This window comes from Microbaculum marinisediminis, assembly GCF_025397915.1.
Lineage (GTDB): Bacteria > Pseudomonadota > Alphaproteobacteria > Rhizobiales > Tepidamorphaceae > Microbaculum > Microbaculum marinisediminis.
The window spans coordinates 22,568-39,197 of the sequence record NZ_JALIDZ010000002.1 but is presented as its reverse complement, the minus strand read 5'-3'; the positions used below and the strand labels follow the sequence as shown (position 1 = coordinate 39,197).

Here is a 16,630-nt window from a genome sequence, read left to right as displayed (position 1 = left end):
AATCAGGTTGAGCGCATCGCAAGCGAGATCGCATTCGCGGCGCCGACGACGACCGGGGCGAGTTCGGCCTCTACGCGCTCGACGGACCAGCGCGGCCAGGGCACCGCGATATTGACGGCGGCGAGCACCGCGCCGCTTTCGTCGAATACCGGCGCGGAGACCGAGATGTCGCCGACAAAGGCTTCCTGGTTCGTCAGGCTGTAGCCCTGGGCCCGGACCCTTGCGCAGGCTTCCAGGATTTCCTCAGGGTCGGTCTTGGTCGTGGGGGTGCGCGATTTCAGGTCGCTTGTCGCGAGGATGCGCCGCGCTTCCTCATCGTCGAGATAGGCCAGTATCGCGCGGCCTGGCGCCGTGCAGTAGATCGGCAGCCGCGACCCCGAGGACAGGTCGACGCTGACCACGTGCCTGCTCGGATAGCGCAGCACGTAGACCACGTCCTCTCCCTCGCGCTCCGTCAGATTGACGGTCTCCTCGCAGCTCGCGTTCACGGCCTCGAGGATGGGGCCGGCGACCTCGTGCAGATGGCTCGACGCGATAAACGAAGCACCGAATTCGAGCATGCGGGCCGAAAGGCTGTAGAGGCGGGTGGTCTCCGACTGCCGAATGTAGCCGAGCGCGCGCAGGGTGAAGACCACGCGCTGTGCGGCGCTTTTCTCGATTCCACTCAGCCGCACGATCTCGGTGAGGCTGAGCGGCTTTCGCTTGGCATTGAAAGCCGACAGCACCTGGAACGTCTTTTCGACGGACCCGAGAAATCGGCCGTCGCCCGTGTCTTCCTTGCGCGGCTTCGGGCGAGCCGCCGTGTTTTCGATCGCATTCACCGCAACGACCCCTCTTGACAGAGTTCGACCTCCGGCTAGCATTATCGTATTACGATAATAAATATCGCATAGCGACACAAGAGGGATGGTCACCGATGACACCTAAGCGTGAGTGCCGTATCGGGTTCGACATCGGAGGGACCTTCACCGACTTCGTCCTGCTGGAGACGGAAAGCGGTCGGCTGCATACCCACAAGGCGCTCACCACCTCGCAGGACCCGGCCGCGGGCTCGATCGCGGGGCTGGAGGCGCTGGTTGCGAAAGCCGGCAAATCGTTCGCCGATATCGCCGACATCGTCCATGGCACCACCATCGTCACCAACGCGATCATCGAACGTCGCGGCGCGAAGACGGCGCTGTTGACCACCCGTGGATTTCGCGACGTGCTCGAGATGGCCACCGAGCAGCGTTACGACGCCCACGACCTGTTCATTCGTTTCCCCGATCCGCTGGTCGAGCGGTCCATGTGCTTCGAGGTGGACGAGCGCATTGCTGCCGATGGCTCCGTCGTGACCCCGATCGTTGCGCGGCAGGTGCGCGACCTGCTGGCCTCTGCGGTGGCCGCGGGAGCCGAGGCGGTGGCTGTGTCCTTCATGCACGCCTACAAGAACGACACGCATGAGCGCCTCGTGGCCGCGATCGCGGCGGACGAATATCCGGATCTCTCCGTCTGCCTGTCGAGCGAGGTCTGTGCCGAAGTGCGCGAGTATGAGCGCGCCACCACGACGACGGCGAATGCCTATGTGATGCCGTTGATCGACCCGTATGTATGCAGCATCGAAGGGGCGCTGCGCGAACGCGGCTTCTCCGGATCGCTCTACCTGATGCAGTCCTCGGGCCAGCTGGCGTCGCCGGCCATGGCCCGACGCTTCCCCATCCGGCTTCTCGAATCCGGCCCGGCGGGCGGGGCCATTGCGGCGGGATACTTCGGCCGCATCGCCGGCCATGACGATGTCATAGCCTTCGACATGGGCGGGACGACCGCGAAGGTCTGCCTGATCGAGGATGGCCGCGCCGACGTTGCGCCGATGATCGAGGCGGCGCGCGAGCATCGCTTCAAGCGTGGCAGCGGCCTGCCGGTCCGCGCGCCGGTCATCGACATGATCGAGATCGGGGCAGGGGGCGGCAGTATCGCCCATTTCGACGAGCTGGGGTTGATGAAGGTCGGTCCGCGGAGCGCGGGCTCCACGCCGGGGCCGGCCTGCTACGGGCGTGGCGGCGAGAAGCCGACCGTGACCGACGCCAATCTGGTTCTCGGCTATCTCGACGGCGCCTCCTTCCTCGGCGGGCGGATGCAACTCGACCGAGACGCGGCCGAAAGCGCCTTCGCGCCGATTGCCGAGACGCTGTCCGACAGTTCCGTGGCGGCGGCCTGGGGCGTGCTTGCGGTCGTCTGCGAGAACATGGGTGGTGCGGCGCGCGCGCACGTGGTCGAGAAGGGACGCGATCCGCGCGGCTACACGATGGTTGCGTTCGGTGGTGCCGGCCCCGCCCACGCGATCCGCGTCGCCAAGTCGCTCGGCATGGCGAAGGTTGTGGTGCCGCAAGCCTCCGGCGTCGCCTCGGCGGTGGGTTTCCTGGGCGGTCGGGTCGGCCACGAGGCGGTCCGCTCCGCTCCCGGGCTGCTTGCCGGGCTTGATTGGGCCGCGGTCAATGATCTTCTGGGGGAACTGGAGGCCGACGGGCGCCTTCTCGTGGCGGAGGCCGGTGTCGACGCGGGCACGATCGAGATACGGCGCCAGGTGGAACTGCGGCTGGCCGGCCAGGTCCACAACCTCCAGGTCCCCGTGCCCGATGGCGCTCTGGGAACGGACACCGTTCCGCACATCGCCGACCTGTTCGCAAGGGAATATCGGCAGCTCTACGAGCGCGAGCCGAGCAATGCCGACATCGAGGTGATCAGCTGGCGCGTGACGGCACTCGGTCCGGATCCGAAGCTGGCGCTTGCTTCGTTGGCCCGACCCAGCACCGCATCGGGTGCCTCGAAGGGAACGCGGCCGGTCTGGTTCCCGGAGGCCGGATCATTCGTCGACACCCCGGTCCACGACCGTTACGCCCTGGTCCCCGGGCAGGAGATCCACGGACCTGCGATCATCGAGGAAGATGAATCAACCACCGTCGTTCCGCCCGGCGACCATGTCGAGGTCGGTGCAGGCGGCAGCCTGGTCATCCACCTGTCGCAGGGGACGGCAGCCTTTCGGCGCCCGGAGGCATCCGCGTCGCTTCCGCAGGAAATCGCACGGCTCGAGGCTGATCCGATCGGCCTTGAGATTATGTGGAGCCGGCTCATCAGCATCTCCGAGGAATCCTGGCTGACGGTCATCCGCACCGCGTTCTCGCTGATCATCGGTGAAATGCAGGACTTCGCCTGCGAGATCCTGGATGCCGAGGGGCAGTCGCTCGCTCATTCGCCGCGCGCCATGCCGGTCTTCAACATCACGCTCATGTCGGCCGTTCAGGAGCTGCTGAAGGAGTTCCCCGCGCACACGCTTGAGCCCGGCGACGTGCTGGTGACCAACGACCCCTGGATCTGTGCCGGTCACCTGTTCGACGTGGGGGTGGTCACGCCGGTCTTCCGCAACGGGAAGGTCGTCGCGATGATCGGATCCATCGGCCATGTCAGCGACATCGGCGGAACCAAGGACCGGATGCGGGCGCGGGAGATCTTCGAGGAGGGCATCCAGATCCCTCCGATGAAGCTATATCGCGCCGGCAAGGCGAACGAAGATCTCTTCCGACTCATTCGATCCAATGTTCGCAATGCGGCACAGGTGATCGGCGACATAGAGGCGCTGGTTGCCGCCAATGCCGTCGGCGCGCGGCGACTCGAGGCCTTCCTCGAGGAGTATGGTCTGGAAGATCTGCGGGCCTTGGCCCACGTGATCCAGTCGCGCGCCGAGCGGGCCATGCGCGATGCGATCCGGGCGGTTCCCGATGGCGTCTACCGCAGCGAAATCGAGCCGCTGAGCAACGGCACCCGTCATACCTTCCCCGTTACGATCACGGTGAATGGCGACGAGATCGAGGTCGATTACGCGGGATCGCCGCCCGAGCTCCTGCAGGGCGGGCTCAACTGCACGCTCAATTTCACCCAGGCCAAGACGTTCTTTGCGTTGAAATGCCTGCTTACGCCTTCGATCCGCGCGTCGGCGGGCTGCTACCGGGCGCTGACGGTGAAGGCCCCGGAGGGCACCATCGTGAACTGCAGCCACGGAACATCCGTCGGGCTGCGCCATCTCACCGGGTCCTACCTGGTGGGGAACATCTTTCAGGCGCTGGCCGAAGCGATGCCGGATGCCGTCCAGGCCTATAGCGGACTTCCCGCGATCATTCATTTCTTCGGCAAGGACGAGACCGGGCGACAGTTCAGCGAGCACCTCTATCTGGGTGGAGGGCAGGGGGCATCCTCCCGGCAGGACGGCAAGTCCGCCTTGCTCTGGCCGACCAGCGCGTCCAACGGCTCGGTCGAGGTGCTCGAGACGCGCGCGCCGGTGCTCGTGCTCGAAAAGGCCTATGTGCCCGAGAGCGCCGGACCGGGGCGCACCCGAGCCGGTCTCGGACAGCAGATGCGCGCCCGTCGCATCCGGTCCCGGGGTCCCCGCGTGATGGTGAACTGCTATCCGGAGGGCGTGGGTTTCAACGCCGTCGGCATGGCGGGCGGGCTCGCCGGCGGGGGCGCGCATTTTCGCATGTATGGCGAGGACGGCGGGCTCCTCCAGGATTACGGCAGCGGCTCGGTCGACATGCTCACCGCCACCGACCAGGTCGTCGAAGTCCGCGTTGGCGGGGGCGCCGGCTATGGCGATCCCCACGATCGCCCGGTCGATCAGGTTCTTGCGGATGTAAAGGGCGGCTACGTCAGCCCTGAGCAGGCCCGCGAAGTCTATGGCGTCGCGATCGACGGCGCCGACACCCCGGCTCCAGAGGGGACGGCGAACGGTGGGCGGCGCGCCCGCAAGCCGGTCGCCGAGCAAAGATAACGATGGGGAACACAGCAAGGGAGAACTGGAATGCGTACTCGTAAATTGATCGGGGCCGGCCCGACCGCACTGGCCGCCCTGGTGGCTGCGGGGCTAGCGCTTGCCGCGACCTCGACCGATGGCATGGCCTACGAGGTCGAGAACGGGCGCAAGATCCTGGTTTGGGGGGGACGGACGCCCGTCAGCAACTTCGATCCGCACCAGCGGTTCGATTCGCCGCATCATGTGTTCCAGTCCGCGATCTACGAGCCGCTGGTGAAGTACAAGGGCAGTCCGTCCGAGATCGTGCCCTGGCTCGCCGAGAGCTGGGAGATGAACGACGACGCGACCGAATGGACCTTCAAGCTCGATCCGCGCGCGAAGTTCCAGAACGGCGATCCGGTGGACGCGGAGGCGGTCAAGTACTCGTTCGCGCGGGCGCTGGAGATCAACAAGGCGGTTGCATGGATGCTCTCCGGCAATCTCAAGGAAGATGCCATCGAAGTCGTCGATGCGCACACCGTGCGGTTCAAGTTCGACGTCCCGTCGCCCAGCTTTATCGGCTATCTGCCGTGGTGGATGATCGTCAACCCGAAACAGGTCGAGGCGCAGGCGGCCGACGGCGATCTCGGCCAGGCCTGGATGATGACCAACACGGCGGGAAGCGGCCCCTTCCGGGTCAAGCAGTTCCGTGCGGACGCGGTCTACCAGCTCGAAGCCCTGGACGATTACTGGCGCGGCTGGCCGCAAGGCGAGGACAAGCGCCTCGGTGGCGTCATCTATCAGGTCATTCGCGAGCCTTCCGCGCAGCGGACCGCGTTGATGACGAAGCAGGCGGACATCGTGGAAGGGTTGACGACGGCGGACTACCAGCAGGTCGCGAACGTTCCGGGGATCGTCATCGAGAACAACGTCGGTGCCAGCCCTTTCGCGATCAAGTTCAACTATCAGGACGGACCGACCAAGGACGTCAATCTCCGGCGGGCCATCGCTTACGCATTCGACTATGAAGCGCTTCCGGAACTCTACTCGGGGGATGCGACGCTGATGACCAGCCCGTTCCCCAGCGTGCTTAACGGCCATGTCGAGGTCGCGGACTTCCCGCGGCGGGATCTCGAGAAGGCCAAGGCCTACCTGGCCAAGACCGAATGGGCCGATGGTGGTCTCGAGCTCGAATATGTGCACCAGCAGGGCAATGACGAGACCCGCCGCGTCGGGTTGATCCTGCTCGATAGCCTGAAGGACCTGGGTATCAGCGTCCGCATAACGCCGCTGCTGTGGGCCAACATGGTCGCGAACGCGCAGAGCATAGAGACGGCCGCCGATATGACAGGCCTGTTCATGGCGACCTATACGTCCGATCCCGACTCGGCGTCGTCCCAGTACCACAAGAGCGCCTGGGGGCAGTGGTTCGGCGTCAGCCACTACGACAATCCGGAGGTCTTCACCCTGATCGAGAAGGGCAGGACGACGGCGGCCTGGGATCAGCGCGCCCCGATCTATGCCGAGATCCAGAACAGGATCACGGCCGATCAGCCGGAGATCTTCGGCTACGTGCCCAATGTTCGCCTCGCGCACCGCGACTACGTCAAGGGGTACGAGTACACCTCGATCAAGACGTCGGGCTTCGCCGATTTCGGCAGCCTCTGGATCGAAGACTGAGCCGGCGGGCCGGACAAGGACCAGGCGATGACCCTCTATCTCGTCAGGCGGCTCCTCGTTCTCGGAACCATGATGTTCGGCCTGCTCTGCATCACGTTCTTCATCGCGAACATCGCTCCCGGGGATCCGGCCGCGCTTGCGGCCGGACCCAACGCGACGAAGTCCATGGTCGAGACGATCCGCGTCGAATATGGGCTCGACAGGCCGCTGTGGGAGCAATTCGGGCGTTACGTCTCGGATGTTTTCGCCGGCGATCTCGGTCGCTCGATCTCCACCACGCGACCGGTCATCGATCACATATCCGAGGCCTTTCCCGCCACGATGGAGCTGGTGCTCGTCGCCATGGGCTTCGCGGTCGTCGTGGGCGTCTTCATCGGCGTTCTTGCCGCGGTGTGGAGAGACACCGTTATTGACCACGCCGTCAGGGTCTTCGCCGTGTCGGGGATCGCGCTGCCGATGTTCTGGTTCGGCTTGCTGCTTCAGCTCCTCATGGCGGTGAAGCTCGGCTGGCTGCCGGTCAGCGGCCGGCTCGGCCTCATTACCGAACGGCCGGAGCCGATCACGCATCTGCTCATTCTGGATTCTCTCCTGCGGGGGCAGTGGGGCACGGCGCTGGAGGCATTGCGCTACATCGCGATGCCGGCGCTGGTGCTGTCCTTCCCGTGCCTTGCCTCGGTCGCCCGCGTCGCGCGGTCTGAAATGATCGAGACCATGGCTTCCGACTATGTACTCGGCGCCCGCGCCCAGGGGCTCGGCACGTTCAGCATCCAGATCCGTCACGCGCTGCGCAACGCGATGCTGCCCGTGCTGGCGCTGATCGGCCTGCGCTACGGCTGGATGCTCGGCGGGACCGCCCTGGTCGAAACGGTCTTCGACTGGCCGGGCCTGGGGCTCCTGATGGTCAATTCGGTGCTGATGTCGGACTTCAAGCCGGTTCTGGCAGTCACCCTGATCATCGGCTTCAACGTCATGCTGGCGAATTTCCTCGTGGACCTGGCCTATGCCTGGTTCGACCCGCGGCTACGGCAGGGCTGACCATGACCGATACGACTGTAGCCCCGGGATCGGAGCGGGCCGGCTTCGAAGCGGAAGAAAAGCTGGATCGGTACAGGGAACTGCGCCGGGCCGTATGGCTCCTGTCGCGCAGTTTCTCCTCGATGCTCGGGCTCGCCATCGTCGTCCTGTTCATGATTCTGGCGCTCTTCGGCAAATGGATCGCGCCATATCCCGAGGCCGCCCTCGGAACCGTCAACATGGCCGAGATGCTTCAGCCGCCGAGCTGGCAGCACTGGTTCGGCACCGACGACATGGGCAATGACGTGCTCTCCCGTGTCATCATCGGAACCCAGATCTCGCTTCAGGTCGGCCTCATCATCACCGTGGGCGCTGCGCTGGTCGGCGTGCCGCTGGGCATACTCGGCGGTTACCTTGGCGGCTGGGTGCGCAGTACCATCATGGCGCTGACGGATCTCTTCCTTTCGGTGCCGAGCCTGGTCCTGGCGATCGCAATCGTCGCGGTGCTCGGACCCGGCATCGTCAACACCATGATCGCGCTCGCCGTCGTGTGGTGGCCCGGGTACGTCCGGCTGATCGACAGCAAGACGCTGGCGATCAAGAAGGAGCCCTATGTCGAGGCCGCCCGCGCGCTTGGCGCCTCCACGCCGCGCATCATCTTCCGCTATCTGCTGCCGGGGTGCGCCTCGCCGCTGATCGTGAAGGCGAGCATGGACATGGGAGCCGCGATCCTCGCCGCGGCCGGTCTTGGCTTCATCGGGCTGGGCGCCAAGGCGCCGTCCCCGGAATGGGGGGCGATGCTGAGCGTCGCGCGCGGCTACCTTCCCGAATGGTGGTGGTTCGCCTTCTTCCCGGGCATGGCGATCTATCTCAGCGTGCTCGGCTTCAACCTGCTTGGAGACGGCCTGCGCGACGTACTCGACCCGAGGACCTCGCGATGAGACACGTTTCGGCCGGAAGCGGGAACCGGACGGAGACCATGCTGTCCGTCAGCGACCTCTCGCTCGAACTCGCCACCTACGACGGGACCGTTCAGGTCCTCGACAATATCAACCTTGCCGTCGGCCGCCGGGAGACCATCGGGGTCGTGGGCGAGACCGGCTGCGGAAAATCGGTTCTCGCGAAAAGCGTTCTGGACCTGCTGCCGCGCGCCATCGCCCGGTACCGCCGGGGCTCGATCCGGTGGAAGGGCGAGAACCTTCTGTCGGCCACCCGAAAGCGGTTGCGGCAGGTGCGCGGCACCGAGATCGGCATGGTCTTCCAGGATCCGATGACCTTCTTCGACCCGCTGTACACCGCGGGAAGCTACATGATGGAGGCGATCGGCCATCGTGAGCGGGTCAAGGGGGACGGCGGGTCGAGGGCGCGGCGCAAGGCGGAGGCGATCGACCTGCTGGGCAGGCTCGGCCTTACCGAACCCGACCGGGTCTTCGACAGCTATCCGCACCAGCTTTCCGGCGGCATGCGTCAGCGCGTACTGATCGCGGCGGCGATCGCGGGCAGTCCCGAACTGATTATCGCGGACGAACCGACGACGGCGCTCGACGTGACCGTTCAGGCTCAGATTCTGCACCTGCTGAAGGAGATCGTCGAGACGCGCGATACCTCGATCCTGCTGATCTCCCACGATCTGGGCGTCATCGCCAGCATGTGCGAGCGCATCGTCGTCATGTATGCCGGAACCATCGTGGAGACGGGGACGAAGCGGCAGCTGCTGTCGCGACCAGCGCATCCCTACACGATCGGGCTCATATCGGCCGTGCCGCGCCTCGGGTACCCGCAGAAGCAGGTGAAGGGCATCGCCGGGCACATCCCGAACCTGTTGAACCCGCCGCCCGGTTGCCGCTTCGCCCCGCGATGCCACAAAGCGACGGCGCTGTGCCGGAAAGTGAAGCCGGAGCTCGCGACGTTCTCCGGCGGGCGCCAGGTCGCCTGCCATCATCCGGAGCCGTTCGAATGAGCGGGCAACCCATCGCCGAGCTTGTTGCCCTACGCAAGGAATTCGCCGTCTCGCAGGGCCTGTTTGCCACGCGCACCGTCGTTGCGGTGGATGACGTGAACCTGGCGCTGGAGGCGGGCGAAAGCGTCGGTATCGTCGGCGAATCCGGTTCCGGCAAGTCGACCGTGGGCCGGTTGCTGCTCGGGCTCGTCGCGCCGAGCGCCGGAAAGGTGGTGATCGAAGGCAAGGAAATCGCCACGCTGACCAAGACGGAAATGCGCGCGCTGCGCCGTCATGTTCAGATTGTGTTCCAGAATCCGCATACGGCGCTGCATCCGCGGATGATGGTCTCGCGGGCTCTCGCCGAGCCGCTTCGGATACAAGGGGACCTCAGCCATCAGGAGATCACGGCGCGCGTGCGCCGCATGGTCGACACGATCGGCTTGCCCCAGAGTTTTCTCGGTCGGTATCCGCACGAGCTCTCCGGAGGTCAGAAACAGCGCATTTGCATCGCCCGCGCGCTGATCCTCAATCCGCGGATCATCGTGCTCGACGAACCCACCTCCGCGCTGGACGTATCGGTGCAGGCGCAAATTCTGGAGTTCCTCCAGTCCCTGAGGGAGGAATTTGGCCTGACGTACCTTTTCATCTCCCACGATCTCGCGGTGGTGCAGGCGATGTGTACGCGCGTCCTGGTCATGTACCGGGGGCGGATCGTCGATCAGGGCGCGACACGAGACATCCTGGAATCTCCCAGCCATCCGTACACCCGGCGATTGCTCGCTGCGACGCTGGAGCCCTCGGCGGACGCGGCACTGCCGGTGATTTCGGAAGCAGACCCGGCTTCAGGGGCCACAACAATAACGTGAGAAGGCGCTGCGCGCGCTTGCGCGAAGGCGCGCCGCAGGGCTCGGGCGAGACCCCTTCTCACGCTCAAAAGGTGAAACGTAATCATGAGCCTCAACGCGGATACCTCCCGCATGCAGGACAGTATCGCCGTGATCGGTGCCGGGATCATTGGCTTGTCGGTGGCGTGGAACCTGGTCAAGCGCGGCCGGCAGGTCGTAGTCTACGATCCCAACGAGCCTGGCAGCGGATGCTCGGCGGGCAGTGCCGGTGCGCTCAGTCCGGGGTCGGTGGCGCCGCTGGCCATGCCGGGGCTGCTTGCCTCCGTGCCCGGCATGATGCTGAACCGGGGCAGCGCGCTCCACATCCCCGTCGACTACTGGCTGAAGGCCGCGCCGTGGCTCGCCGCCTTCATCACGCAGGCGCGGCCGCGCCGGGTAGCGGTGATCGCGGACGCGTTGGCACGGCTCTACCGGCCCTCCCTTGAGTTCCACAAGGCACTGGTCCGCGAGATCGGTGCGCCCGACCTCATCCGCCTGACCGGTCAGCTCCACGTCTATCGCAACCGCCGGCAGTTCGCCCGCAGCAAGGCGGAATGGCGGATTCGCGCCGAGCACGGGGTGACCTACGAGCAACTCGACCGGGCCGGCATCGAGGCGCTGGAACCCCTGGTCGGTCCCGACTACCGGCTCGGCGTTTTCATTCCCGAGGCAGGCATGAGCGTCAATCCGCTGCGCCACGCCCAGGCGATCGCCGAGGCTTTGACGAGAGAGGGCGTCTCGTTCGTCAGGCACTCCGTGAGTGATCTGTGCCTGGAGGGGCGCGCGGTGGAGGGCGTGGTGACGGGGCAGGGGCGGCGGGATCACGCGGGCGTCGTGCTTGCCGCCGGCGCCTGGTCCGCCCGCATCCTGCGGAGACTCGGTATCGCCGTGCCGCTGGAGACCCAGCGCGGATACCACGTCGACTTCCGGGACTCCGGCATCGCCTTGCAGCGACCCGTCGTTCCTGCCGATCGGAAAGTCTTCGTTACGCCGATCGAGACCGGGTTGCGCGTCGCCGGTACGGTGGAGCTTGCCGGCCTCGATGCCCCGCCCACGCCGCGCCGTGCCGATCTGCTGCACTCCGATCTCAAGGCGGTGCTGCCGTCCGTCCGTCTCGACGCGCCGCAACCCTTCTGGATGGGACACCGGCCCTGCCTGCCGGACTCGCTGCCGGTGATCGGCAGCAGTCGCGACTGGCAGGGGCTGCATTTCGCGTTCGGCCACGGCCATCTCGGGCTGTCCGCGTCCGCTGTGACGGGGGATATCGTCGGCCGGATCCTGTGTGGAGAAACGGCGCCGATCGACCTCGCCCCCTACCGGGTAGAGCGCTTCGTGAATGCGTCCTGAGCGGTGGACGTATCCCGTTGAATGGGCGACGCGTGGCCGTCGCGGCCCGGCAGGGCCGCTGGCGGCACTGCCTCGTTGGTGAACCCGATTGCTGGGCCGTGCCCTTAGACAGCCGTTGAGTGTGCTACCAGCAGCTCACCGTCTTGATGACGTTCGACGCGTCGACGTTCAGGTTCAGCCGGCCGTACATGAACTCCTGTGTGACCGCCGTGCCGGGCTTGAGCACGCGCACGGCCTTGGCGCCGGACTCCCGCTGCGCCCGTTCGATCACCGCCTTGGTCGCCGGCTGGCCGATCGCCCACTGGATCGCGTCGGCGTTGCAGGTCTGCTGCGGTTCGGCAACGCCCGAGCCCGGCAGCGTCCGGGAGCCGATGCCGCTGGAGCTCCCGCTGGATCCGCCGCCCGAAACGCCGGACCCGCCGGAGCTGACCGTCGCGGAATTCCCGCCCGACGGGCCCGCGCTGCCGATTGCCGCGCTCCCGGTTCCAGCGGTCCCGGCTCCGGCGCCTCCGGTTTCGGCACCGTTGCAGGCGCTGGCGAAGACAGCGGTGGCGATCAGCCCGGCGCCGATGGCGAGATATTTCATGGTGTTTACGTCCGTTTGCGCGTTTCGATGTGCCTTTGCGGGCAAGACTAGGCGTTTGTGGCTGCCGATGCGACTGCCGCCCGGGCGATCTGGCGCCCGGGCGATCTGGCGCATGGGCGAAACGGGAATCGGCGTTATCTTGTGTCGACGCGTCATCCCGCCGTTCGACGGCGCCCCCGGAGGTTTTCATGTTCGTTCTCATCGCCGGTCTTGCCATCTTTCTCATCGGACACTCGGCCAAGATCGTGGCGCCTCGGTGGCGCGAGGGCGTGATCGCCCGCTACGGCGACAACGCCTGGAAGGGTGTCTATTCGCTGGTCGCGCTCGTTGGCTTCGTGCTGATCGTCTGGGGCTACGGGCTCGCCCGGCAGGACCCGATCGTGCTGTATTCGCCGCCGGTCTGGACCCGCCACCTCGCACTGGTGCTGATGATGCCGGTCTTCGTCATGCTGGCCGCCGCCTATATCCCCGGCCGCATTAAGACGACGCTGAAGCATCCGATGCTCGCCGCGGTGAAGCTGTGGGCGGTGGCGCACCTGCTCGCCAACGGCACGCTCGCCGACGTGCTCCTGTTCGGTTCGTTCCTGGCCTGGGCGGTCTGCGACCGCATCTCGCTCAAGCGCCGCCCCGAAGTACCGCAGATCACCGGCTTGTCGCCGGCACCGGCCAACGACGTCGTCGCGCTCGTCATCGGCGCGACGGTCTATGTCGTGTTCCTGGTGTTCCTGCACGAATGGCTGTTCGGCGTCTCGCCGCTTGGGTGACCCGCTTTCGCGTGCCACGCGCCCGGGATTGCCGGGTCAAGCCCGGCAATGACGTGGAGGAGGAGTTTGGCAGGCGCTGGATGCGACCCATCGGCGGCAACATCGCAAGCAATCCTGCGTGGATGGGCTGCATGGGTCCCGTCAAGTCCGGGACACGGGTTTGTTCGGGTGGCACGGCCGGGCTTCATACCGAAGCCGCGTGCTCCGGGCTTGACCCGGAGCCCAGGGGACGGCTGGCGAGGCCTCTCCCTCTCCGCTCATTCCTGCGAAAGCGGGAATCCGCAAGCCGCGCTGAAAGGCCGTGCCCCAGGCAGGCCGATCCCAGCTTTCGCGGGGATGAGCGGAGGGATCGGGCGCGTGAAAGGATCGGGATCAGTTCTGCCGATTCCAATCGCTATTTCAGTCTCTTACGCGATTTCCGAGCCCGTTTTCTTCACGCCTTGCGAAACGGGCGTAGACTCGACCCCATCCCCTTCCACGCGGGGGCGTGCCTGGATCCGACACGGGTTCACGCGGAAGGGGAGCGGCGCCTCCATGGTCCGTCGTCGGGACGGATCATCGGGGAGGATGTGGATCGCCGGTCCCGTACTACGGCGGGGCCGTGGTAGACCAGCACGACAACGCCGGTCGCCGGGGCGCGCGTCAGGCCCCCTTCGGGGGTACAACGGCGAACCGCAGCGATACGGCCGCAGGCGGTCCGAGGGTCCAGAAATCGCCGCGGCGGGCGCTCGCAGGAGCACCGTTTCGGACTACCCGCACTGGTGCTTTCGCGAGCGCCCGCGCCCCGTTGGGGCACACGAGCGGTTCTTTGAATTGCGGCGACCGACGCCGCGCTGAATCGGAATTGCGCCCCCCGCGTGGTTGACACCGGGGCGACTACCCATGCCTCGGCCTGTCATTGCCGGATCGGTTCCGGCAATCCAGGACCACCGCCCGCGCCACGGGAACGACCGCCGGGGCCAGGAATGCCCGGGACAAGCCCGGGCATGACGACTCACGGGGACGCGCGGTCCATTCCAACGTCATCCCGGGGTTCGACCCGGGGGGCTCGCAACCACGGGCACGACCGCGGCCCGCGGCATCGCGCCTTGGACGTGCCTGCCCCGACGCGGGCGGACGCTCACCCCTCCCATTCGCGCGCTATCTGTATTAGAAGGGCGCCAACAGACATCCAACGGACTTGCGAACGATGAACGAAGCGGTGCGCGACGTCGCCAAATCGAAGCTGATCGAGGGGGCAACCGGAGCCTGGGAAGTGGTGATCGGGATGGAGATCCATGCCCAGATCTCCTCGAACTCCAAGCTGTTCTCCGGCGCCTCGACCGAATTCGGCGGTGATCCGAACTCCCATGTCTCCCTCGTCGACGCGGCGATGCCCGGCATGCTGCCGGTGATCAACGCGTTCTGCGTCGAGCAGGCCGTGCGCACGGGGCTCGGCCTGAAGGCGGCCATCAACCTGAAGAGCGTCTTCGACCGCAAGAACTACTTCTATCCCGATCTGCCGCAGGGCTATCAGATCTCCCAGTACAAGCACCCGGTGGTGGGCGAGGGGACCGTCCTCGTCGATCTGCCCGACGGCGAGCAGATCACCGTCGGCATCGAGCGCATCCATATGGAGCAGGACGCGGGCAAGAGCCTGCACGACCAGCACCCCTCGAAGTCCTACGTGGACCTCAACCGCTCCGGCGTCGCGCTGATGGAGATCGTCTCCAGGCCCGACATCCGCTCCTCCGAGGAGGCGCGGGCCTTCGTCACCAAGCTGCGCTCCATCCTGCGCTATCTCGGCACCTGCGACGGCAACATGGAGGAGGGCAGCCTGCGCGCCGACGTCAACGTGTCGGTGAGAAAGCCCGGCGCGCCGTTGGGCACGCGCTGCGAGATCAAGAACGTCAACTCGATCCGCTTCATCGGTCAGGCGATCGAATACGAGGCGCGCCGCCAGATCGACATCCTCGAGGACGGCGGCCTGATCGACCAGGAGACCCGCCTGTTCGACCCGAAGAACGGCGAGACGCGCTCGATGCGCTCCAAGGAGGAGGCGCACGACTATCGCTACTTCCCCGATCCCGACCTGCTGCCGCTGGAGCTGACGCAGGCCTGGGTCGACGAGATCGCCGCCGGCCTGCCCGAGCTTCCCGACGACAAGAAGGCGCGGCTGATCGCCGATTTCGGCCTGACGCCCTATGACGCCGGCATCCTGGTCGCCGAGCGCGAGACGGCCGACTTCTTCGAGAAGGTGGCGGCCGGCCGCGACGCCAAGCTGGCCGCGAACTGGGTGATCAACGACCTGCTCGGCGGGCTCAACAAGGCTGGCAAGTCGATCGAGGAGAGCCCGGTCTCCGCCGATCAGCTCGGCGCGATCATCGACCTGATCGGCGAAAAGGTCATTTCCGGCAAGATCGCCAAGGACCTGTTCGAGATCGTCATGGCCGAGGGCGGCGACCCGCGCACCATCGTCGAGGAGCGCGGCATGAAGCAGGTCACCGACACCGGCGCCATCGAAAAGGCGGTGGACGAGGTGATCGCCGCCAACCCCGACAAGGCCGAGCAGGCCAAGGCCAAGCCCAACATGGCCGGTTGGTTTGTCGGTCAGGTCATGAAGGCGACCGGCGGCAAGGCCAATCCGCAGGCCGTCAACGAGTTGGTGAAGCAGAAGCTCGGGATCGAGTGATTTTCGTCCGCACGGCCGCAGCCTCCGACCTGCCCCGGGTCCGGGCGTTGCTGGTGGAGACGTGGCACGCGACCTATGACGGCATCTACGGCGCCGAAAGGGTCGCCGCCATAACCGACGACTGGCATTCGCTGTCGTCTCTGCGGCAGCGGCTCGATATGCCGAACGCGGAATTCGTCGTCGCCGATGACGGACGCGAAATCGCCGGCATGGCCTTCGCGCGATCCGAAGCCGGCGGCAAGCGGGTGATGCTCCACCAGCTCTATATTCGCCCGGCATACCAAGGGCAGGGGATCGGCAGCCAGTTGCTCGCCGAGATCGTCGACAGCTTTCCGGACGCCGACATCCTGCGGCTCGAAGTGGAATCGGCAAACGACAAGGCGGTCGCCTTCTACAAGGCGCGCGGCTTCGTGGTCGTCGACCGGACCGACGACTGCGGCGAGGATCGATCCGGTATTCCCGCGTTGGTCCTGGAACGCACCCTGATCTGATCGGGCGGGTCATGACGGCGGCCGGCAAACAGGTCAAGCGGGCCTTCGGGATCGAACAGGCGGTCTCGGACGCAGGGGAATGCTAGGCTTGAGCGTCGATCAGATCGATTCGGAGTGAGGCCATGCAGACCACCTCGGTATTCGCAGTGATGTTCACGGCGTTATGGCTGGCGGCATTGATCGCCTTCATCCCCTGGGTCCAGAAGACGCGTCACCCGGATTCGAAACCGCTCGGCGCGTACCTGATCTTTCTCGCCGTGTTCACGATCACGTCCTACGCGATCTACTTGGTCATCCTCGCATTGCAGGGCGCCGTATGGCCGGGGCTTCTCGAAACCGGCCTCGTGCATGCGATCGTGGTCATCATCGTCTGTTTCCTGCCCGCTTTCCTGCTGGCGAGCTGGATGATCGCCCGCAAGCCGCCGAAAGCCCCGCCGCTGGATGATTCCGGCGCAGCCTAGTAACGGTTCCACTTGCCCCGTGACGTCC

Annotated in this window: 13 protein-coding genes; 11 read left to right on the top strand and 2 right to left on the bottom strand. The window is 66.0% G+C overall.

The features are described from left to right. Window positions 1-2: 2 nt before the first annotated feature. The gene (locus MUB46_RS03465; protein WP_261614486.1) at window positions 3-821 is read right to left on the bottom strand and encodes an IclR family transcriptional regulator; all 819 of its coding nucleotides are present in this window, start codon (window positions 819-821) and stop codon (window positions 3-5) included. Between the two features lie 95 nt (window positions 822-916). Here MUB46_RS03465 and MUB46_RS03460 point away from each other — a divergent pair, with 95 nt between their 5' ends. The 7 genes from MUB46_RS03460 (at window position 917) to MUB46_RS03430 (ending at window position 11,629) form a co-directional block, all read left to right on the top strand. After that, a complete protein-coding gene (locus MUB46_RS03460; RefSeq protein ID WP_261614485.1) occupies window positions 917-4,801 on the top strand; it encodes a hydantoinase B/oxoprolinase family protein in 3,885 nt (1,294 codons plus the stop codon). A gap of 30 nt (window positions 4,802-4,831) precedes the next feature. Continuing rightward, on the top strand, window positions 4,832-6,442 hold the full coding sequence (locus MUB46_RS03455; protein ID WP_261614484.1) for an ABC transporter substrate-binding protein: 1,611 nt from the start codon (window positions 4,832-4,834) through the stop codon (window positions 6,440-6,442). Between the two features lie 27 nt (window positions 6,443-6,469). Next, the gene (locus MUB46_RS03450) at window positions 6,470-7,477 is read left to right on the top strand and encodes an ABC transporter permease (RefSeq protein WP_261614483.1); all 1,008 of its coding nucleotides are present in this window, start codon (window positions 6,470-6,472) and stop codon (window positions 7,475-7,477) included. Between the two features lie 2 nt (window positions 7,478-7,479). Next, on the top strand, window positions 7,480-8,397 hold the full coding sequence (locus tag MUB46_RS03445) for an ABC transporter permease (RefSeq protein ID WP_261614482.1): 918 nt from the start codon (window positions 7,480-7,482) through the stop codon (window positions 8,395-8,397). Continuing rightward, complete coding sequence (locus MUB46_RS03440) at window positions 8,394-9,416, top strand: ABC transporter ATP-binding protein (RefSeq protein ID WP_261614481.1); 1,023 nt, start codon at window positions 8,394-8,396, stop codon at window positions 9,414-9,416. Before MUB46_RS03445 ends, MUB46_RS03440 begins: the two co-directional genes overlap by 4 nt. Continuing rightward, window positions 9,413-10,264 (top strand): ATP-binding cassette domain-containing protein, encoded by an 852-nt coding sequence (locus tag MUB46_RS03435; RefSeq protein ID WP_261614480.1) that lies wholly within the window; start codon window positions 9,413-9,415, stop codon window positions 10,262-10,264. The genes MUB46_RS03440 and MUB46_RS03435 overlap by 4 nt, the downstream gene beginning before the upstream one ends. Window positions 10,265-10,348: 84 nt before the next feature. Then, window positions 10,349-11,629: an NAD(P)/FAD-dependent oxidoreductase gene (locus MUB46_RS03430; protein WP_261614479.1), complete on the top strand. Its 1,281-nt coding sequence runs from the start codon at window positions 10,349-10,351 to the stop codon at window positions 11,627-11,629. Window positions 11,630-11,753: 124 nt separating this feature from the next. Here the strand turns inward: MUB46_RS03430 and MUB46_RS03425 are convergent, their stop codons facing one another. Further along, window positions 11,754-12,215 carry an I78 family peptidase inhibitor gene (locus MUB46_RS03425; RefSeq protein WP_261614478.1) on the bottom strand — a complete coding sequence of 154 codons (462 nt, stop codon included), beginning with the start codon at window positions 12,213-12,215 and terminating at the stop codon, window positions 11,754-11,756. Window positions 12,216-12,403: 188 nt separating this feature from the next. Here MUB46_RS03425 and MUB46_RS03420 point away from each other — a divergent pair, with 188 nt between their 5' ends. The 4 genes from MUB46_RS03420 (at window position 12,404) to MUB46_RS03405 (ending at window position 16,602) form a co-directional block, all read left to right on the top strand. Then, entirely contained in the window at window positions 12,404-12,979 is a 576-nt protein-coding gene (locus MUB46_RS03420) for an NnrU family protein (protein ID WP_261614477.1), read from the top strand. A 1,189-nt stretch (window positions 12,980-14,168) separates the two neighbouring features. Further along, window positions 14,169-15,650 (top strand): Asp-tRNA(Asn)/Glu-tRNA(Gln) amidotransferase subunit GatB, encoded by a 1,482-nt coding sequence (gene gatB, locus MUB46_RS03415; protein ID WP_261614476.1) that lies wholly within the window; start codon window positions 14,169-14,171, stop codon window positions 15,648-15,650. Next, entirely contained in the window at window positions 15,647-16,141 is a 495-nt protein-coding gene (locus MUB46_RS03410) for a GNAT family N-acetyltransferase (RefSeq protein WP_261614475.1), read from the top strand. The genes gatB and MUB46_RS03410 overlap by 4 nt, the downstream gene beginning before the upstream one ends. A 122-nt stretch (window positions 16,142-16,263) precedes the next feature. Next, entirely contained in the window at window positions 16,264-16,602 is a 339-nt protein-coding gene (locus tag MUB46_RS03405; RefSeq protein WP_261614474.1) for a hypothetical protein, read from the top strand. Window positions 16,603-16,630: the final 28 nt, after the last annotated feature.